Consider the following 18,725-nt stretch of genomic DNA (forward strand, 5'->3'; position numbering starts at 1 on the left):
AGAGGGTGCCGGGCCCACCCGGCAGCCGGGAGCGGGCGGGGTCCCGCTCAGCCCTCGTCGTCGTGCATGTCGGCGGCCTCGACCTCTTCCCGGGTGATGCCGAGGAGGTAGAGGACCGTGTCTAGGAAGGGGAAGTTCACCGCCGTGTGCGCCGCCTCCCGGACCACCGGCTTGGCATTGAAGGCCACGCCCAGGCCCGCCGCGTTCAGCATGTCCAGGTCGTTCGCGCCGTCACCGATCGCCACCGTCTGCGACAGCGGCACCCCGGCCTCCGCCGCGAAGCGGCGCAGCAGCCGCGCCTTGCCCGCCCGGTCCACGATCTCGCCGGTGACCCGGCCGGTCAACTTCCCGTCGACGATCTCCAGCGTGTTGGCCTGCGCGAAGTCCAGGCCCAGCCGCTCCTTCAGATCATCGGTCACCTGGGTGAACCCGCCGGAGACGACACCCACTTGGTAGCCGAGCCGCTTCAGGGTGCGGATCAGCGTGCGCGCGCCCGGTGTCAGCCGGACCTCCTCGCGCACCTTCTCCACCACCGACGCGTCCAGCCCCTTCAGCAGCGCCACGCGTGCGTGCAGCGACTGCTCGAAGTCCAGCTCCCCGCGCATCGCCGCCGCCGTCACCTCGGCGACCTGGTCCTCACAGCCGGCGTGCGCGGCGAACAGCTCGATGACCTCGTCCTGGATCAGGGTCGAGTCCACATCCATGACCACCAGCCGCTGGGCACGCCGGTGCAGACCCGCCGAGACCACCGCGACGTCGACACCCAGTGCCGCCGCGTCGGAGGCCAGGGCGGTGCGCAGCGGTTCGGTCTCCACACCGGACACCGCGAACTCCACCGCCGTCACCGGGTACTTGGCGAGGCGGAAGATACGGTCGATGTTGCCGCCGGCCTTCGCGATCCGGGCGGCGATCGCTGCGGTCGACTCGGCGGTCAGCGGGTGGCCGAGGACGGTCACCAGGGAGCGCCCGAGGCCACGCGGACGGTTGTCGCCGTGCCCCGAGATGATCTCCGCCTGCATCTTCATCGACTCGGCCCAGCTGTGCACGGTGGCCCGCAGGTCACCCTCCAGGCCGGCCGGCGGCTGGGTCACGAGCACGCACAGCACCAGGCGGCCCCGGGTGACGACCTGCTCGATGTCGACCACGTCGACGAGGTAGGCGGCAAGGGTGTCGAAGAGGCCGGCCGTGATGCCCGGCCGGTCCTTGCCGAAGATCTTGACGAGGAGGGTGGGGACCTCGGGGGTCTGCGAAGCGGAGGTCTGCGAAGCGCTCATGGTGTCACCACCGTATCCGGCACCCAGTGCCTTCCGCCGCCGAGGTCCGCCTGACGGACACGGAACAATGGGTGTCGACCCGGTGTCGAGGATCTTGCCACCGGAAAACGGCACCGCTCCCGCGCGAGCGATACCGCCAGGCTCCACCACGAGGGTCCCACGACCGGGGCGGAACGGCAGACGGAGACGACGCCGACACGGCCGGCTGAGTGGTGCCGCCGGCGCACTGAGGTGGTGTGCGGGGTGGCTGGGTCGGCGTCTACGAATGGTGTGCAGGTTGGCTGGGCCGGATCTTGGTGTGGTGCGTGCCCGGGCCATGTCGGTGCCTTGGCCGGGCTGTGCTCTGGACTCATGCGTGCTTGACCGGACCGGCGTCCTGGCGTCGTGCGTGCTGGAGCCGGGCGGCGCTTTGCCTTGCGTGTGCTGGAGCCGGGTGGCGCCCTTGGTCTCGTGTGTGCTCTGGCCGGGTCGCGCTCTGACCCTCAGGTGCGCCCGGCCCTGGCGGATGCCTGGCCTGAGGTGTGCCCCTCGCTCGGCCGGTGCCCTGGCCTCAGGTGGGTCCTGGCCCGCCGGTGCTTGCGGCCCAGGGCGACGGCCTCGTTAGCAGCACTGGTGGCACGCAGAGAGCGGTGGCCTGCCTCGCCCACGCTGCTCCGGCGCCTCCGGTGGGGGAGGGGAACCCGGCGCCCCCGTCGTCCGGCCTCTCCGGCCGACGCTCACCCGGGCCCGGTGGTGGACGCCTCACGGTGGCGGGGGAGGAGGGCCGACGAGAGGTCCGGCGACGATCGGGTGGCCGTACGCCCTGCCCGGCACCCGGCGGTCAGCCGTCCCCCGGCTCGTCCGCGAGCCACCGGTGAGCCCGCCACGGGGGCCGTGCTACCGAAGGCACTGGTCGGCCATGCCGACGGCGCCGTCAGCGGCCCCCGCCCGTGAAGCGGAGCACACGGTCGGCCACCAATGGGACGAAGACGAGTGCAGGCATCACCACCGAGCCCCCGACCACCGCGCCCACGCGTGCGAGGAGTTCGGCCGGCGCCCTCACAACTACGGGCATGCGCAAGGGCGTAGAGGGAGACGCGACAACACCGAACGCACCGTTCCCTTCAGCCTGGACACGGCTACAGCGCGCGAGTTGAAGCGCCCCCGGACCCCTCGCCAAGGCCCGGGTTTCGGTCAAGGGGCCGAGCCTGAAATAGTTCCCCACGATGTTCGACATCCCTAGACTCCCTGCGACGGGGGTAACTCGGGGGACAACTCAGTGGGGCATGGAGTGCCGGAACTCGTACTCGAAACAAATGGACATACCTGGATGCTCGATCCATCCAGGGCATACATCCTCGGACGTGATCCGCAGGGGGACATCGTCTTCGACGACGCCAGGGTCTCCTGGCGGCACGCCACGGTCAGCTTCAACGGCCGCAGTTGGGTCATCGAGGACCACGGCAGCACCAACGGTACGTACGCCCAGGGCCAGCGGATCCAGCACATGGAGATCGGCCCCGGCTCGTCGCTGCACCTCGGCAACGCGACCGACGGACCGCGGCTGAACCTGTCGGCGACCACCGCGCCGGTCGGCGGCCCGTCCCAGCAGCCGCAGGCAGCGGCGCCGTACGCGGCCCAGGGCGCGGGCGCACCCGGCTGGCAGCAGGCACCCGCTCACCAGCAGCCCGCCCCGCAGCAGGCCGTACCCCACCAGGCACCCGCGCAGCAGCAGGCACCCGCCCAGCCGCAGGCGCCCCAGGCCGGCTGGCAGCAGCCGCCCGCCTTCCCGCACCAGCAGGCCGGCCCGGCCGAGCAGTACGCGCAGAAGACGCCCGGTGGTGGCGCGGGGGCGCCACCGGTCCACGGCGACCGCAGCCCGACCACGTTCCACCAGTTCGCGCTCGACCGCGTGATGCGCATCGGCCGTGCCCTGGAGAACGACCTGGTCGTCTCCGACCTGCAGGTCTCCCGGAACCACGCCGAGTTCCACGCCACGCCCGACGGCCGCTTCGAGATCCGCGACCTCGGTTCGCACAACGGCACCTTCGTCAACGGCCAGCCGATCCCGAAGGGCGGCTCGCAGCTGCTCGGCCCGACCGACATCGTCGGCGTCGGCCACTCCACCTTCCGGATCGTCGGCGACCGCCTCGAAGAGTTCGTCGACACCGGTGAGGTCTCCTTCTCGGCCCGCCATCTGACCGTCACGGTCGACGGCGGCAAGCAGATCCTCAAGGACGTCTCCTTCGGCGTACCCGAGAAGTCGCTGGTCGCGGTGATCGGCCCGTCCGGTTCCGGCAAGTCGACCCTGCTCAAGGCGCTCACCGGCTACCGGCCCGCCAACCAGGGCGAGGTGCTGTACGACAACCGGAACCTGTACAAGCAGTTCGCCGAGCTGCGCCAGCGCATCGGTCTGGTCCCGCAGGACGACATCCTGCACAAGGAGCTGACCGTCAAGAAGGCCCTGAAGTACGCGGCCAAGCTCCGCTTCCCGGCCGACACCACGGCGCAGGAGCGCGACGCCCGCATCGACGAGGTGCTGCGCGAGCTGAAGCTCGACGTCCACAAGGACAAGAAGGTCACCTCGCTCTCCGGCGGCCAGCGCAAGCGCGTGTCGGTGGCCCTGGAGCTGCTGACCAAGCCGTCGCTGATCTTCCTGGACGAGCCGACCTCCGGCCTCGACCCGGGCATGGACCGCGATGTCATGCAGTTGCTGCGCGGCCTCGCCGACGACGGCCGTACGGTGCTCGTCGTCACCCACTCGGTGGCCGAGCTGGCGCTGTGCGACAAGCTGCTCGTGATGGCGCCGGGCGGCGCGGTCGCCTACTTCGGTCCGCCGGGGGAGGCGCTGAACTTCTTCGGCTACGACAGCTGGGCCGACGTCTTCTCCGCCTTCGAGAACTACCGCGACTACGACTGGGCGGGCCGCTGGAAGGGCTCGCAGCACTACCAGATGTACGCCGCGGACGTCGACTCGGTCGCTCCGCAGGCGGTCCAGATGCCGCCGATGCAGGCGATCAGGCCGCCCAAGCCGCAGAGCTGGTTCTCCCAGTTCGTCACCCTGGTGCGGCGCTATGTGTCGGTCATCGCCTCCGACCGCGGTTTCCTGGCCCTGATGGTGCTCCTGCCGGCCGTCATCGGCTCGGTCAGCCTGCTGATCCATCCGGACCACGGCCTGCTGCCCAACGACCCCAACCCGCAGACCGGCCAGATCGTGCCCAACGGCACGGCCACCACCGTGCTGCTGATCCTGGCCGTCGGCGCCTGCTTCGCCGGAGCCGCCAACTCCGTCCGCGAGCTGATCAAGGAGCGGGTGATCTACGAGCGGGAGCGCGCCACCGGCCTGTCCCGCTCGGCGTACCTGATGTCGAAGGTGTTCGTGCTCGGTGTGATCACCGGGTTCCAGGGGCTGCTGGTCGGCGTCATCGGCTTCGGCAGGCGCGAGATCCCGGAGAAGGGCCTCATCCTCGGGCACGCCACGCTGCTGGAGCTGTCCCTGCCGATCATGGGGCTGGGCTTCGCCGCGATGATGTTCGGCCTGATCATCTCCTCGCTGGTGAAGACGGCCGAGAAGACCATGCCGCTGCTGGTCATGTTCGCGATCATCCAGGTGGTCTTCACCGGCTGTCTGTTCGCCCTGCACGGCACGGTCGGTGTGAGCGAGTTCTCGTACCTGATGCCGTCCCGCTGGGCGGTCGCCGCGGCCGGCGCCACGCTGGACTTCAACCGGATCAGCCCGCCGGAGACCGCCGGCGACAACGACCCGCTGTGGAACCACACGGTCGGCGCGTGGAGCATGGACATGATCGCGCTGCTCGCGCTCGGTGCGGTCTGCGGCTTCTTCGTGGCCCGCTTCCTGCGCCGCCACGAGCCGGAGGTCATGCGCAAGTAACCGCGCCCGTGCCCGCGCCGGACCCGCGCTCGTACGACGCCGAAGGGCGGCGCCCCCATCTGGGGGTGCCGCCCTTCGGCGTTACGTCGCTGAGGTCCGCGCCCGGCCTCAGTACGCGCTGTTGACGTTGTCGATCGAGCCGTACCGGTGGGCCGCGTAGTTGGCGGCGGCGGTGATGTTGGCGACCGGGTCGTAGATGTTCCAGGAGGTGCCGGGAACGTGGTACGCCTGGAAGGTGGGCGGGATCACCTGGAGCAGGCCCTTGGACGGGATGCCGTTGACGGCGTTGATGTCCCAGTTGTTGATGGCGCGGGGGTTGCCGGAGGACTCCCGCATGATGTTGCGGTGCAGGCCGCTGTAGCTGCCCGGGATGCCCTTGGCCTTCATGATGCCCAGCGCCTGGCGGATCCAGCCGTCCAGGTTGTTGGCGTACGTCTTCGCGGCGACCGGCTGCATCGGCAGGCGCTGCGCGGAGCGACCGGCGGCGGCCGTGGCCGCGCGCTCCTGCGCGGCCTTCTTGGCGGCGGCGTCGACGGCGGCCTGCTTGACGGCGGCCGCCTTGGCTGCGGCAGCGTCGGCTGCCTTCTTCTGTGCCGCGAAGGTGTCGAGCTTGATGTTCTTGGCGGCGAGCTGGTCCGTCACGGTGCCCTTGACGTTCTGCAGGACGGTGCCGGTGGCGACCTGCGCGGTCGTGGCGGGGGCACCGGTCGTGACGGTGTCGGCGCTGCTCGGAGTGGCCGAGAAGGCGAGGGCGGCGGTGCCGAGCGCGGCTACACCGGCGACGGCGATCTTGTGGTGCTTGGTCAGCCGGCGACTGTAGGCACGGTTGAGGATGTTCTTGGGCATGGCTGATGGACCTCTTCGATAGCGCGGAGGTCGCTCCTGCGTCCGCCGGGGGAATCGGCTCCTCCCGCACGAACGCCGCGGGGCGGAAAACCCGCGGCGCTGAGCGACGGAAGCAATTCTTAGCGGGCGCAAAATGCCCAGGCAAAGGTGTGACGTACGAAGCCCGATAGTGGATCAGGGAAGGGCAAAACGGGACAGACAGGACCGTCTGTCCCGTTCATGTGGGGGCGTTTATCTCCTATGTCCCTTCGTACGTGATGCACGCCCTATGCGCGGGCTCACACGGAGCGCCATGCCATCTCACGCCTGGTTGCCCTCGCAATGCTCTGGGTGAGGGCTCTCCTCCGGAAGGATGAGATGGACGTCGCCGAACTCGTGCCACAGGTAGTGCGCGCGCAGCGCCTCCTCGTAGGCACGGTCCACCGCCGCCCGCCCGGCGACCGCCTCCAGCATCAGCAGGTGCGACGCCTCCGGCTCGTGCAGTCCGGTCAGCAACCCGTCCACCACCCGTATTCCGCGCCCGGGAGTCACCACCAGATCCGTCCACCCCTCGGCCGCCCGCACCAGGCCGTCCGGCCCCGTGGCCGACTCCACGGCCCGCACGGCCGTCGTCCCCACCGCGATCACCCGGCCACCCGCCCCTCGCCCGGGAGCAAGCGCCGCGCGCCCTCCCTGACCTGCCCGGACGAGGTTGATCAGCCGTGCCGACGCCTCCGGCACCGCGAACCGCTCCGGATACGGCGGCTCGTACGCCTCCGCCGACGAGACCCCTGTGTGCAGCGTCACCGGCGCGAACCACACCCCCCGGCTCACCAGCTCCGCCACCAGCCGCGCGGTGAAGGGCCGGGCCGCACTCGGCATCTCGGCGCTGCCCGACCCGTCCGGCGACGGCAGCGCGAACACCGTCTGGTACACGGACAGCGGCTGGTCCCGCTCCGTATAGGAGTAGCGGATGGGCCGCCCGTGCTCGCCGAGCACCTCTCCAACGTCCGCCCCGGCGACCCGCGCCCACCACAGCCGCTCGCCCCGCGCACTCAGCGGCTCCTCCAGCAGCAGCCGGCCCCCGCCCGGCAGGGACACCTCCGTCCCCGCGGGCGAACCCGCCCGCGCGCGGGTGGTACCGCGCCCGTCCGGCTCCCGCAGCTCGACCGCCCACCGCCCGTCGTCCCCGCGCGTGGAGAAATGGACCACCACGCGCGCGTGCCCGATCCGCCCGTCCACCGCGGCGGCCAGCGTCGGGGAAGTGTTGACCACCAGCAGATCCCCGGCCCGCAGCAGCCCGGGCAGCTCGCGGAACGCGTGGTGCGCCACCTCCGTACCGCGCGACACCAGCAGCCGTACGGCGTCCCGGCCCAGCCCCGGCCCCCGCTGCTCGGCGGGCACGCGCGCGGACAGCTCCTCCGGGACCTCCCCCCACTTTCGGGGCCCGAGCGGGGAGACGCCCGTGGACACGGTCACCGCACCTCCAGCAGAGACGGCGCCGCGTACCGCCCGCTCGCCGGACGCTCGTCCAGCAGCCGCAGGAACGCCGGTACGACATCGGCGGGCGCCGGACGCGGCGCGTCGTCGTCCGGTACGGCCGCCGTGTACAGGTCCGTCGCCATGTCCCCGGGATCCACCGCCCACACCCGCAGCCCCGGCTCCTCCACGCCGAGCACCGCGGCGAGCTGGTCCAGGGCCGCCTTGGAGGCGCCGTAGCCGCCCCACGTCCCGTACGCCTCCGCCGCCGCGTCGGAGGTGACCGCGATCACCGTGCCCGCCGGCGACGCCTGCAGCAGCGGCAGTGCCTCCTGGACCAGCCCCAGCGCCGCCACCACGTTCACCTCCAGCGCCCGCCGCAGCCCCTCCAGCGGCAGCTCCGCCAGCCGCACCAGCGGCTCGGCACCCAGCGCGCTCGCGTTGCTCACCACCAGGTCGGCCCCGCCCAGCCGCCACGCGGCGGCCACCAGCTGCGCCCGGTGCCCGCCGTCCGTGACGTCCCCGGGCAGTGCCACCACCCGCGTACCGTGCCGCGTGACCGCCTCCGCGGTCTCCTCGAGGGCGTCGGCGCCCCGGGCGTCGAGCACCAGATCCCAGCCGCGCGCGCCCAGCGCCTCGGCGAGCGCCCGCCCCAGGCCCTTGGAGGCCCCCGTGATGATCGCTACCGGCATGACTACCGTCCCCTCGTCGCTCACCGCCTCCGCCGGGCGGTGACCTCAACCTAGGAACGGCACTCCCCGGGCCGCCTCGGACGCGGGCCGCAAAGCACCGGGGCCCTTCGGCGTACGCCCGGCGCCCCGGTACCGGCGACCTACGCCCGGCGCACCAGGACCGGCGGCGTACACCCCACCCCCCGGTACCGGCGGTCTACGCCACCGGGCCTAGGCCCAGCGGACCGGGTCCCGCCGTCACCGGTCCGATCCGCGCTGTCGGACCCCGCCGGTACCGTGAGGAACATGAGTCAAGGCCCCCGGTCCGGCCTCGCCGCGGTGAGCTCCGCGCTGCTGGCCATGAGCAGGCACCTGGAGGTGCGCGACGTCCTCAAGACGATCGTCGCCTCCGCCCGCGAACTGCTCGACGCGCAGTACGCCGCACTCGGCGTCCCCGACGACCACGGCGGCTTCGCCCAGTTCGTCGTGGACGGCGTCAGCGACGCGCAGTGGCGTGCCATCGGGCCGCTCCCGCGCCAGCACGGCATCCTCGCCGCGATGCTGCACGAGGCGAAGGCCGAGCGCCTCGCCGACGTGCGCAAGGACCCCCGCTTCGAGGGCTGGCCGTCCGCCCACCCCGAGCTGGCCGACTTCCTGGGCCTGCCCATCCGCGACGGCGACGAGGTCATCGGCGCCCTGTTCCTCGCGAACAAGAACTGCACCAAGCCCGAGGGGAGCTGCGGCTTCACCGCGGACGACGAGGAACTGCTCTCGATCCTCGCCCAGCACGCCGCCATCGCCCTCACCAACGCCCGCCTCTACGAGCGCAGCCGCGAACTGACCATCGCCGAGGAACGCTCCCGCCTCGCCCACGAACTGCACGACGCGGTCAGCCAGAAGCTGTTCTCCCTGCGCCTGACCGCCCAGGCGGCAGCCGCCCTCGTCGACCGCGACCCCGCCCGCGCCAAGGGCGAACTGCACCAGGTGGCCTCCCTCGCCGCCGAGGCAGCCGACGAACTGCGCGCCGCCGTCGTGGAGTTGCGGCCCGCCGCGCTGGACGAGGACGGCCTGATCGCCACCCTGCGCACCCAGACACAGGTCCTCGACCGCGCCCACACCGCGCGCGTGACCTTCAGCAGCAACGGCTTCCGCGCCCTGCCCGCCGCCCAGGAGGAGGCCCTGCTCCGGGTCGCCCAGGAGGCCCTGCACAACGCCCTGCGCCACTCCGGCGCCGACCGGGTCGAGGTGAGCGTGGACCGGCGCGGCACCGGAGCCGTCCTGCGCGTCACCGACGACGGCGGCGGCTTCGACCCTACGGCGGTCCGCCGCGCCGGACGCCACCTCGGTCTGGTCTCGATGCGGGACCGGGCGAGCGGGGTCGGCGGCAGGCTGACCGTGGAATCCGCGCCCGGCAAGGGCACCACGATCGAAATGGAGGTCCCCGGTGGGTGAATCGATCAAGGTCCTGCTGGTCGACGACCACCAGGTCGTCCGCCGGGGCCTGCGCACCTTCCTGGAGGTCCAGGACGACATCGAGGTCGTCGGCGAGGCCGCCGACGGCGCCGAGGGGGTCGCCCGCGCCGAGGAGCTGCGGCCCGACGTGGTCCTCATGGACGTCAAGATGCCGGGCCTGGACGGCATCGACGCCCTGCGCAGACTGCGCGAACTCGACAACCCCGCGCGCGTGCTCATCGTCACCAGCTTCACCGAGCAGCGCACGGTCGTCCCGGCCCTGCGCGCGGGCGCCGCCGGGTACGTCTACAAGGACGTGGACCCCGACGCCCTCGCCGGCGCCATCCGCTCCGTGCACGCCGGACACATCCTGCTCCAGCCCGAGGTCGCCGGCGCCCTGCTCTCCCAGGAGGAGGGCGGCACCGGCCAGGGCAGAGGCGGTTCGCTCACCGAGCGGGAGCGCGAGGTGCTCGGCCTGATCGCGGACGGCCGCTCCAACCGCGAGATAGCCCGCGCCCTCGTCCTGTCCGAGAAGACCGTCAAGACGCACGTCTCCAACATCCTGATGAAGCTCGACCTCGCCGACCGCACCCAGGCCGCGCTGTGGGCCGTACGCCACGGCGTGACCGGCTGAGACGCCCTGACCAAGGCCTGGCCCGCGGCAACACGGAGGGTTACGGTCCGGACCGAGATTCATACCGTCGTGGGAATGTCACCCGGATGGCGCACCCTCCGGTGATCTCCGCCGTTCTCCATGCGTGCCGTGGAGATCGCCGCGGTGAACGACGAGGAGGGGTTGACAGTGAAGAACCTGAAGAAGACAGCGGCCGTGACGATGGTGGCCGGGGGCCTGGTGGCGGCCGGTGCCGGTCTGGCCTCGGCCCACGGCGGCGCCCACGCGGCCGGCGAGGCCGTCGGCTCCCCGGGCGTCGCCTCGGGCAACGTGGCCCAGGTCCCGGTGCACGTCCCGGTGAACGCGGTCGGCAACAGCGTGAACGTCATCGGCGTGCTGAACCCGGCCTTCGGCAACCTCGGCCTCAACCACTGAGGCACCCGCCGACGACGACCTCAGGCCTCCCGGAGCACCGGGGGGCCTGTCAGCTTGTCGTCCGGCACCGGGCTCTCCCCGCGTTGATCAGCACACGCAGGAGGAACCCGTCCCATGAACATCGCCAAGAAGGCCACGCTCACCATGACCGCCGCCGGCGCATCCGCCGGTGCCGCCGTCACCGTGCGGTCCCCGGGCGTCGCGTCCGGCCTCACGGCCCAGGGCCCGGTCGACGTCCCGCTCCAGGCGGACGGCCTGACCGCCAACCTGGTCGGCGCCCTGAACCCGGCGTTCGGCAACACCAGCGTCAGCCGCTGACGCCGGGCCGTCAGACGTACACACCTGCGCCACGCCCCGGCCGTCCGCGCGGGCCCCGGCTCTCGGTGTCTCTCAGATGCGGGTGTCAGCTACGAGCCCGTGACGTCCGTGTCGGCGCGGACACTCGGATGTCCGGGTCGGCCCCGAGCCCATGAGTCCGCGCCGGCCCGCGACTCGCAGGTGTGCGTGTCAGCCCCGAGCCGTGACGTCCGTGTCAGCCCCGAGCCCCGGGCTCCCGCACCGGCCCCGGCGCCCAGGCGTCCGGGTCAGCTTTCGAGCCCGGGGTGTGGGTGTCAACCCCGAGCCCGGGACGTCCGCGTCGGCTCCGGCTCTCGGGCGTCCGCGTCAGCCCCAAGCCCCGGGTGCCGGTGTCAGTCCCAGCTCCCAGCCGTCCGCGTCAGCCCCGAGGCGGGGTGTCCGTGTCGGCCCCGGCTCCCAGGCGTCCGCGTCAGCCCCCGAGTCCCGGTTGCGGGTGTCAGCTACGAGCCCGGGACGTCCGCGTCGGCCCCGGCTCTCGGGCGTCCGCGTCAGCCCCGAGCCCGAGGTATCTGTGTCAGCCCCGAGCCCCGGGTGTCCGTGTCGGTCCCGGCACCTAGGCGTCCACGTCAGCTCCCGAGTCCCGGTTGTGGGTGCAAGCTACGAGCCCGGGACGTCTGTGTCGGAGCCGGCTCTCGGATGTCCACGTCAGCCTTGAGCCCAGCTGTGTGGGTCGACCCGGGCAGGTGTCCGTGTCGACCAGGAGCATCTGGCGTCCGCACCGGCCCCGGCGCCCAGGCATCCGCTCAGCCCCGAGCCCGGGGTGTGTGTCAGACCCGAGCCTCGTGTGTCCGTGTCGGCCCTAGCTCCCAGGCGTCCGCGCCATCCCCCCGCGCTCAGCCGTCCGAGTCAGCGCCGAGCCTCGGGTATCCGCGCCAGCCCTTCAGCCCCGGGTGTCCGTGTCGGCCCCCGTTTCCAGCCGGCCGCGTCAGCCCCGGCCTCAGGCGTCCGTGTCAGCCCCAAGCCCCCGGTTCCCTGCCGGCCCACGCTCCCAGCCAGCCGCGTCAGCCCCCAGCTCCAGCCGTCCGCGCAAGCCCCCAGTCGGCCGCGCCAGCCTCCAGCCCCAGGCATCCGAGTCAGCCCCAAGCCCCGGGTGTCCGTGTCGGCCCCCGTTCCCAGCCCCCCGCCCCACGCCTACGAGTCGGTCCCGGCACCCAGGCGCCCCCACCGACCCCCGGCCCCCGGCTCAGCGCATCCCGCGCTCCCGCTCCTCCACGAACGAGTTGTACGCCGCGACCTGTGCCCGCCGGGCCGTCCGTTCCACCGGCCGCAGTGCCGCTCCCCGGGCCGCCATCTCCGAGGCGCTCACCGCGCCCCCGTGACCGTTGCCGTACGCCAGCGACACCAGCAGCCCCACCCGCTGCGCCAGCTCCAGAACCCGCACCGCACGCGGGGGGTACCCCGGAGCCAGTACCTCCCGGCCCCGCTCGGCCCGCGCCCGGTACGCGTCGATCGCCGCCTCCGCCACCGGCCCCGACCCGGCGACGTCCAGCTTCGACAGCACCTCGGTCGCCTCCCGCAGCGCCTCCGCCAGCTCCCGCTCGGCTTCGCCAAGCGAAGGAACGTCGGCGGGCGGCGCCTCCCGCACCGGCAGCACCTGCCAGAGCACCTCGGCATGTACATCACCCTCGGGCCCGGCCTCGTACACCTGGGGCACCAGCCCGAACGCGGCGCCGTGACAGACCACCGCCTCCTCGGCCTCCAGCGCCCGCGCGTTGAACTCCGGCGGGCCGCTCAGCCCCAGCGGATGCCCCGGCGCGGGCAGTGCCACCCGCAGCCCGGTCACCCCCAGCGTGCGCAGCCGCCCCAGGGCGAGGGTCAGCCCGACCGGCGCGGACTCACCGGGCAGCCCCTCCACCCGGTGCACGGCGTCCTCGCCCACGACGGCGAGGACGGCGTCATCCGGAGAGACAAGTCCGGCCAAAAGGGCATTTCCCCAAGCGGCAAGGCGTCCTGAACGCGATTCCGAGAGCATGCCTCCACCCTAAGGACCGGACCGATGGAATGGAGCGGGGCACTCGTGGCGTAGATTTCATAAGGGCTGCGCCCACTGGCGCGGCGGACCCGAGCCACAGGCGTACGCGACAGCCGAGACCGGCCACACTGCAAGGGGAGACAACGCGCTCATGAGCGATGTTCTGGAGCTTCAGGACGTATCCGTGGTCCGTGAGGGCCGGGCTCTGGTGGACCAGGTCTCCTGGTCGGTGAAGGAGGGCGAGCGCTGGGTCATCCTCGGTCCCAACGGCGCCGGCAAGACCACCCTCCTGAACGTCGCCTCCAGCTACCTCTTCCCCAGCAAGGGCACCGCCACCATCCTCGGCGACACCCTCGGCAAGGTCGACGTCTTCGACCTCCGCCCCCGCATCGGCATGGCCGGCATGGCCATGGCCGACAAGCTCCCCAAGCGCCAGACCGTGCTGGAGACCGTCCTGACGGCCGCCTACGGCATGACCGCCCACTGGCAGGAGGAGTACGACGAGGTCGACGAGCAGCGCGCCCGCGCCTTCCTCGACCGCCTCGGCATGAGCGACTACCTGGACCGCAAGTTCGGCACCCTCTCGGAGGGCGAGCGCAAGCGCACCCTGATCGCCCGCGCCCTGATGACCGACCCCGAACTGCTCCTGCTGGACGAGCCCGCCGCCGGTCTCGACCTCGGCGGCCGCGAGGACCTGGTCCGCCGCCTCGGCCGGCTCGCCCGCGACCCCATCGCCCCCTCGATGATCATGGTCACGCACCACGTCGAGGAGATCGCCCCCGGCTTCACCCACGTCCTCATGATCCGCCAGGGCAAGGTGCTCGCCGCCGGCCCGATCGAGCTGGAACTCACCTCCCGCAACCTCTCCCTCTGCTTCGGCCTCCCGCTCGTCGTGGAGCAGGTCGGCGACCGCTGGACCGCCCAGGGTCTGCCCCTGTCCTGACCCCTCTGCTCTCCCCCGCGCGCCCTGTCCGCCGCCCGACCGCGGCCCTACCATGACCATGTGAACGACATCGACGCATGGGTGTGGTGGCTCGTCGGCGCGGCGGCGCTCGGAATCCCGCTCGTGGTCACCGCGTTGCCGGAGTTCGGCATGCTCGCGGTGGGAGCCGTGGCGGCCGCGGTCGTCTCCGCCCTCGGCTTCGGCGCGGTCATGCAGGTCCTGACGTTCGTCGTCGTCTCCGTCGCCCTCATCGCCGTCGTCCGGCCCATAGCCGCCCGGCACGGCCGGCGGGGTCCCCAACTCGCCACCGGCGTGGACGCGTTGAAGGGCAGGCAGGCCGTCGTCCTGGAGCGGGTCGACGCGTCCGGCGGCCGCATCAAGCTCGCCGGGGAAGTCTGGTCGGCCCGCGCCCTCGACACCGGCCGTGCCTACGAAGTGGGCCAGGAGGTGGACGTCGTGGACATCGAAGGGGCCACCGCGATCGTCATCTGAGGCAACTCACCGAGAACGACTCCCGAGTTGCGCGACGGTCTGTCAGACTCGACCAGCAAGATCTTCAACAGTCATGAGATCTGCCGAAGGCGCCGAAGCGGAGAAGGGTACGGGGAACGACGATGGAACCGGTCATCATCGTCTTGATCATCCTGGTGGTGTTGGTCTTCATCGCCCTGATCAAGACCATCCAAGTCATCCCACAGGCCAGCGCGGCCATCGTCGAGCGCTTCGGCCGTTACACGCGGACGCTGAACGCGGGCCTCAACATCGTGGTCCCGTTCATCGACACCATCCGCAACCGCATCGACCTGCGTGAACAGGTCGTACCGTTCCCGCCGCAGCCGGTGATCACCCAGGACAACCTGGTCGTGAACATCGACACGGTCATCTACTACCAGGTCACCGACGCCCGGGCCGCCACCTACGAGGTCGCCAGCTACATCCAGGCGATCGAGCAGCTCACCGTCACCACCCTGCGCAACATCATCGGTGGCATGGACCTGGAACGGACCCTGACCTCCCGTGAGGAGATCAACGCGGCCCTGCGCGGCGTCCTGGACGAGGCCACCGGCAAGTGGGGCATCCGCGTCAACCGCGTGGAACTGAAGGCCATCGAGCCCCCGACCTCCATCCAGGACTCGATGGAGAAGCAGATGCGCGCCGACCGTGACAAGCGCGCCGCCATCCTCACCGCGGAAGGTACGCGCCAGGCCGCCATCCTCACCGCCGAGGGCGAGAAGCAGTCCCAGATCCTGCGCGCCGAAGGTGAGGCCAAGGCAGCCGCCCTGCGCGCCGAGGGCGAGGCCCAGGCCGTCCGCACGGTCTTCGAGGCCATCCACGCCGGCGACCCCGACCAGAAGCTCCTGTCCTACCAGTACCTCCAGATGCTCCCCAAGATCGCCGAGGGCGACGCCAACAAGCTCTGGATCGTCCCCAGCGAAATCGGCGACGCCCTCAAGGGCCTCTCCGGAGCGATGGGCAACTTCGGCCCGCTGGGCGGAGGTTCGGGCAACGGCTCGTCGGGCAACGGCAACAACGGTGGCCAGGAACGCCGAGAGAAGCCGAGCATCGACTGAGGCGCTGGAGAACGCCGGGTTCCCCGCGCCCCTCAGGGGCGCGGGGAACCGCGCGAGAAGCGCCAGACGACCCGCGGCCGCCGATGAAGAGAACCCGGCAGACGCCTAGGCCGCATCCCGAGCGAGCCACCCAGGAAGCGCGTCGAAGTCCTCCTGCCCCAGAGCCAGGAGCATCGCGTCCGCCGGGGTCGGCTCGAACGGCTCCCGAAGCAGGGCCATCCCGGCCTCCTCCGGAGTCCGGTTCGCCTTCCGGTGGTTGTCCTCGGCGCACGCGGCAACCGTATTCAGCCACGTGTCCTGCCCACCCTGGGACCGCGGCACCACATGGTCCACGGTCGTCGCCCGCCGTCCGCAGTACGCGCACCGGTGCCGGTCCCTGACCAGCACCCCCCGCCGCGACCACGGAGCTTGTCTTCGGAACGGCACCCGTACGTACCGGCACAACCGGATCACCCGAGGCGCCGGTATGTCGACATCCGCACCCCGCATACGCAGTTCGGGATGGGCCTGCTCGACGACGGCCTTGTCCTGGAGCACCAGAACGACCGCACGGTTCAACGTCACCGTCGACAGCGGCTCGAAGCTCGCGTTCAGCACCAGCGTGTCCCGCATCCAGCCCACCTCCCGTGTGCACCTGCCCACCCCCCGGCGGGCTCGGATCAACTCTGGACGGGCGCGCCGAGATGGACAACGCAATAAAAAATGCCCGCCTCCGATCACTTCCAAGACCGGAGGCGGGCAAACGTTCAATGAACCCTTGGCTGAATCCTTGCGCTGACGTCAGCCCTCGGCGGGGTTCTCGTACTCACCGATGAGCTGGGCGCGCGCGATCGTGTGGAACCGCAGGTTGAAGCCGACGACGGCCGGAGAGACGTCCGCGTCCGGGCCCAGCTTCTCCTGGTCCACCGCGTACACCGTGAAGACGTACCGGTGCGGGCCGTCCCCGGGCGGCGGAGCGGCGCCGCCGAAGTCCTTCGTCCCGTAGTCGTTGCGCGCGTGCACGGCGCCCGCGGGCAGCCCTTCGAACTTGCCGCTGCCCGCACCCGCCGGCAACTCCGTCACGGAGACCGGGATGTCGAACAGGACCCAGTGCCAGAACCCGCTGCCGGTCGGCGCGTCGGGGTCGTAGCAGGTCACGGCGAAGCTCTTGGTCTCGGGCGGGAAGCCCTCCCAGCGCAGATGCGGCGAGATGTTGCCCTCCGCGTGCACCTGGGCGCTCTTGAGCGTCGCGCCCTCCTCGATGTCCTCGCTCGTCACCGTGAACGACGGCACGGGCGGATGGAAGTCGTGGGGGAGCGGCCGCCGCTTGAGCTCGGTCACCTCGGTACCTCCTGATCGATGATCTGGAACCAGCGGTTCCGAGCCTAGAACCAGTTGCGCTTGCTGCCGACCTCGGACAGCCACTGGTTGAGGTAAGCCGCCCAGTCGGTCCCCTGCCAGTCGTTCAGGCCCACCTGGAAGGACCGGAAGGTGTCCGAGCCCTCACTGAACAGACCGGGCTTCTTGTCCATCTCCAGCACGACGTCCATCGCGTGCTCGTCGGCGACGAAGCTCAGCTCGACCTGGTTCAGACCCCGGTACTGCGACGGCGGGAAGAACTCGATCTCCTGGTAGAACGGCAGCTTCTGCCGCGTGCCCCGGATGTGGCCGCGCTCCATGTCCGCGTTCTTGAAGCGGAAGCCCAGCTGGATGAAGGCGTCCAGGATCGCCTTCTGCGCCGGCAGCGGGTGCACGTTGATCGGGTCCAGGTCACCGGAGTCCACGGCCCGCGCGATCGCCAGCTCGGTGGTCACACCGATGTTCATCCCCCGCAGCGCCTGCCCGTCGATCATGGTGATCGGCGTCTCCCAGGGGATCTCCAGCCCGAACGGCACCGCGTGCACGGCCCCCGCCTGCAGCTCGAAGGCCCCGCCGAGCCGCACCTTCGTGAACTCGATGTCCTGCTTGTACTCCTGGTCGCCGCTCTCCACCTCGACCTTGGCCTGCAGGCCGACGGACAGCCCCTCGATGGCCTGGTTCACGGACCCGCCCTGGATCCGCACCTCACCCTGGACGACACCACCCGGTACGACGTTGACCTCGGTCAGCACCGTCTCGACCGACGCCCCGCCGGCCCCCAGGCTCGCGAGCAGCTTCTTGAACGCCATGACTCTCCCTTTACGAATGGACCCTCGACCCGTACAAACGCGATCCGCCCGCGCCCGGTTCCGCCGGCGCGGTGCCCCGTCTGGACTACCCTCGGAGGGCATGATCGCGCCCCCGGACCGTACGCCACTGCCCCGAGCCTTCTTCGACCGCCCGGTACTGGAGGTCGCCCCCGACCTCCTCGGCCGCGTTCTGGTCCGGACGACACCCGACGGCCCGATCGCCCTCCGCCTCACGGAGGTGGAGGCGTACGACGGCCCGAACGACCCCGGCTCGCACGCCTACCGTGGCCGCACCGCCCGCAACGCGGTGATGTTCGGTCCGCCCGGACACGTGTACGTCTACTTCACCTACGGCATGTGGCACTGCATGAACCTGGTCTGCGGACCCGAGGGCCGGGCGAGCGCGGTCCTGCTCCGCGCGGGTGAAGTGGTGGAGGGATCCGAGCTGGCCCGCAAACGACGCATTTCGGCCCGCAACGACAAGGAACTGGCCAAGGGGCCGGCCCGGCTGGCCACCGCTCTGGAGATCGACCGGGCCCTGGACGGCACGGACGCGTGCGCCTCCGGCGAGAGTCCCCTGAAGATGCTCGCCGGGACACCGGTCCCCTCCGACCAGGTACGCAACGGTCCCCGAACCGGTGTCGCCGGCGAGGGAGGCGACGGCGACCTCCACCCGTGGCGCTTCTGGGTCGCCAACGACCCGACGGTGAGCCCCTATCGGGCCCATGTGCCCCGGCGTCGCCGAAGTTGACGCGGGCTGCGGAGGTGCGTAATGTAGCCCGAGCCGCTGAACCGGGTACGGCGATCGCCTGCAGCCGGAGCGGCTAACCCACTACCTAGCTTGAACCCCTCAGCGGGGTCGTTTCTGGCGCACCCGTGTGCCCGAATTCGAACTCGCGGGACTCGATTATGAGTCTTCGAGGGAATCGGCTAACGTAGTGAATGTCGAAAGGGCGGACGGCGAAAGCCGAAAACCCCGAGACACCCCACCGACTGGGAATCGGATCGCGAAACGGTCTGATAGAGTCGGAAACGCAAGACCGAAGGGAAGCGCCCGGAGGAAAGCCCGAGAGGGTGAGTACAAAGGAAGCGACCGTTCCTTGAGAACTCAACAG

The 18,725-nt window shown here is 71.2% G+C and carries 18 protein-coding genes; 9 read left to right on the forward strand and 9 right to left on the reverse strand.

The annotated features are described in order from the left end of the window. Positions 1-47: 47 nt before the first annotated feature. Both serB and OO52_RS51990 read right to left on the reverse strand, forming a co-directional pair. Positions 48-1,274: a phosphoserine phosphatase SerB gene (gene serB, locus OO52_RS08660; protein WP_030642673.1), complete on the reverse strand. Its 1,227-nt coding sequence runs from the start codon at positions 1,272-1,274 to the stop codon at positions 48-50. Positions 1,275-2,187: 913 nt separating this feature from the next. Then, on the reverse strand, positions 2,188-2,328 hold the full coding sequence (locus tag OO52_RS51990) for a hypothetical protein (RefSeq protein ID WP_209439607.1): 141 nt from the start codon (positions 2,326-2,328) through the stop codon (positions 2,188-2,190). 216 nt (positions 2,329-2,544) lie between these two features. Between OO52_RS51990 and OO52_RS08670 the strand changes: the two genes are divergently transcribed. Continuing rightward, positions 2,545-5,145: an ABC transporter ATP-binding protein/permease gene (locus tag OO52_RS08670; RefSeq protein WP_030642679.1), complete on the forward strand. Its 2,601-nt coding sequence runs from the start codon at positions 2,545-2,547 to the stop codon at positions 5,143-5,145. Between the two features lie 108 nt (positions 5,146-5,253). Here the strand turns inward: OO52_RS08670 and OO52_RS08675 are convergent, their stop codons facing one another. The 3 genes from OO52_RS08675 to OO52_RS08685 form a co-directional block, all read right to left on the reverse strand. Continuing rightward, entirely contained in the window at positions 5,254-5,991 is a 738-nt protein-coding gene (locus tag OO52_RS08675; RefSeq protein WP_030642681.1) for a transglycosylase SLT domain-containing protein, read from the reverse strand. 300 nt (positions 5,992-6,291) lie between these two features. After that, on the reverse strand, positions 6,292-7,449 hold the full coding sequence (locus OO52_RS08680; protein ID WP_030642683.1) for an S-adenosylmethionine:tRNA ribosyltransferase-isomerase: 1,158 nt from the start codon (positions 7,447-7,449) through the stop codon (positions 6,292-6,294). Beyond that, the gene (locus tag OO52_RS08685; protein WP_030642685.1) at positions 7,446-8,141 is read right to left on the reverse strand and encodes an SDR family NAD(P)-dependent oxidoreductase; all 696 of its coding nucleotides are present in this window, start codon (positions 8,139-8,141) and stop codon (positions 7,446-7,448) included. The genes OO52_RS08680 and OO52_RS08685 overlap by 4 nt, the downstream gene beginning before the upstream one ends. 285 nt (positions 8,142-8,426) lie before the next feature. Here OO52_RS08685 and OO52_RS08690 point away from each other — a divergent pair, with 285 nt between their 5' ends. From OO52_RS08690 to OO52_RS08705, 4 genes are all read left to right on the forward strand, one after another. Beyond that, positions 8,427-9,572, forward strand: a complete 1,146-nt coding sequence (locus OO52_RS08690) for a GAF domain-containing sensor histidine kinase (RefSeq protein ID WP_030642687.1) — start codon at positions 8,427-8,429, stop codon at positions 9,570-9,572. Next, complete coding sequence (locus OO52_RS08695; RefSeq protein WP_030642688.1) at positions 9,565-10,206, forward strand: response regulator; 642 nt, start codon at positions 9,565-9,567, stop codon at positions 10,204-10,206. The genes OO52_RS08690 and OO52_RS08695 overlap by 8 nt, the downstream gene beginning before the upstream one ends. Before the next feature lie 168 nt (positions 10,207-10,374). Then, on the forward strand, positions 10,375-10,620 hold the full coding sequence (locus OO52_RS08700; protein WP_030642690.1) for a chaplin: 246 nt from the start codon (positions 10,375-10,377) through the stop codon (positions 10,618-10,620). 114 nt (positions 10,621-10,734) lie between these two features. Next, positions 10,735-10,938, forward strand: coding sequence for a chaplin (locus tag OO52_RS08705; protein WP_030642692.1), 204 nt, complete (start codon positions 10,735-10,737; stop codon positions 10,936-10,938). 1,222 nt (positions 10,939-12,160) lie between these two features. Here the strand turns inward: OO52_RS08705 and OO52_RS08710 are convergent. Further along, positions 12,161-12,949 (reverse strand): hypothetical protein, encoded by a 789-nt coding sequence (locus tag OO52_RS08710; protein ID WP_063738776.1) that lies wholly within the window; start codon positions 12,947-12,949, stop codon positions 12,161-12,163. A gap of 151 nt (positions 12,950-13,100) precedes the next feature. Here OO52_RS08710 and OO52_RS08715 point away from each other — a divergent pair, with 151 nt between their 5' ends. From OO52_RS08715 to OO52_RS08725, 3 genes are all read left to right on the forward strand, one after another. Beyond that, a complete protein-coding gene (locus OO52_RS08715; protein WP_030642696.1) occupies positions 13,101-13,892 on the forward strand; it encodes an ABC transporter ATP-binding protein in 792 nt (263 codons plus the stop codon). Between the two features lie 60 nt (positions 13,893-13,952). Beyond that, positions 13,953-14,384, forward strand: a complete 432-nt coding sequence (locus tag OO52_RS08720; protein WP_030642698.1) for an NfeD family protein — start codon at positions 13,953-13,955, stop codon at positions 14,382-14,384. A 122-nt stretch (positions 14,385-14,506) separates the two neighbouring features. Then, positions 14,507-15,463: an SPFH domain-containing protein gene (locus OO52_RS08725; protein WP_030642700.1), complete on the forward strand. Its 957-nt coding sequence runs from the start codon at positions 14,507-14,509 to the stop codon at positions 15,461-15,463. A 105-nt stretch (positions 15,464-15,568) separates the two neighbouring features. Here OO52_RS08725 and OO52_RS08730 read toward each other — a convergent pair whose 3' ends face one another. From OO52_RS08730 to OO52_RS08740, 3 genes are all read right to left on the reverse strand, one after another. Next, positions 15,569-16,075 carry an HNH endonuclease gene (locus OO52_RS08730; RefSeq protein WP_030642701.1) on the reverse strand — a complete coding sequence of 169 codons (507 nt, stop codon included), beginning with the start codon at positions 16,073-16,075 and terminating at the stop codon, positions 15,569-15,571. Positions 16,076-16,243: 168 nt separating this feature from the next. Next, positions 16,244-16,783 carry a YbhB/YbcL family Raf kinase inhibitor-like protein gene (locus OO52_RS08735; protein WP_030642703.1) on the reverse strand — a complete coding sequence of 180 codons (540 nt, stop codon included), beginning with the start codon at positions 16,781-16,783 and terminating at the stop codon, positions 16,244-16,246. 44 nt (positions 16,784-16,827) lie between these two features. Beyond that, positions 16,828-17,610 (reverse strand): sporulation protein, encoded by a 783-nt coding sequence (locus OO52_RS08740; protein WP_030642705.1) that lies wholly within the window; start codon positions 17,608-17,610, stop codon positions 16,828-16,830. 100 nt (positions 17,611-17,710) lie between these two features. Here OO52_RS08740 and OO52_RS08745 point away from each other — a divergent pair, with 100 nt between their 5' ends. Continuing rightward, positions 17,711-18,361, forward strand: coding sequence for a DNA-3-methyladenine glycosylase (locus OO52_RS08745; RefSeq protein WP_030642707.1), 651 nt, complete (start codon positions 17,711-17,713; stop codon positions 18,359-18,361). The last annotated feature ends 364 nt before the right edge of the window (positions 18,362-18,725 follow it).

The organism is Streptomyces flaveolus (genome assembly GCF_000716535.1).
Lineage (GTDB): Bacteria > Actinomycetota > Actinomycetes > Streptomycetales > Streptomycetaceae > Streptomyces > Streptomyces flaveolus_A.

Bases quoted from the DNA above. Each gene is read 5' to 3' on its own strand.
- serB (WP_030642673.1), bottom strand. From the start codon at position 1,274: ATGAGCGCTTCGCAGACCTCCGCTTCGCAGACCCCCGAGGTCCCCACC.
- OO52_RS51990 (WP_209439607.1), bottom strand. From the start codon at position 2,328: ATGCCCGTAGTTGTGAGGGCGCCGGCCGAACTCCTCGCACGCGTGGGC.
- OO52_RS08675 (WP_030642681.1), bottom strand. From the start codon at position 5,991: ATGCCCAAGAACATCCTCAACCGTGCCTACAGTCGCCGGCTGACCAAG.
- OO52_RS08685 (WP_030642685.1), bottom strand. From the start codon at position 8,141: ATGCCGGTAGCGATCATCACGGGGGCCTCCAAGGGCCTGGGGCGGGCG.
- OO52_RS08690 (WP_030642687.1), top strand. From the start codon at position 8,427: ATGAGTCAAGGCCCCCGGTCCGGCCTCGCCGCGGTGAGCTCCGCGCTG.
- OO52_RS08705 (WP_030642692.1), top strand. From the start codon at position 10,735: ATGAACATCGCCAAGAAGGCCACGCTCACCATGACCGCCGCCGGCGCA.
- OO52_RS08710 (WP_063738776.1), bottom strand. From the start codon at position 12,949: ATGCTCTCGGAATCGCGTTCAGGACGCCTTGCCGCTTGGGGAAATGCC.
- OO52_RS08715 (WP_030642696.1), top strand. From the start codon at position 13,101: ATGAGCGATGTTCTGGAGCTTCAGGACGTATCCGTGGTCCGTGAGGGC.
- OO52_RS08725 (WP_030642700.1), top strand. From the start codon at position 14,507: ATGGAACCGGTCATCATCGTCTTGATCATCCTGGTGGTGTTGGTCTTC.
- OO52_RS08730 (WP_030642701.1), bottom strand. From the start codon at position 16,075: ATGCGGGACACGCTGGTGCTGAACGCGAGCTTCGAGCCGCTGTCGACG.
- OO52_RS08740 (WP_030642705.1), bottom strand. From the start codon at position 17,610: ATGGCGTTCAAGAAGCTGCTCGCGAGCCTGGGGGCCGGCGGGGCGTCG.
- OO52_RS08745 (WP_030642707.1), top strand. From the start codon at position 17,711: ATGATCGCGCCCCCGGACCGTACGCCACTGCCCCGAGCCTTCTTCGAC.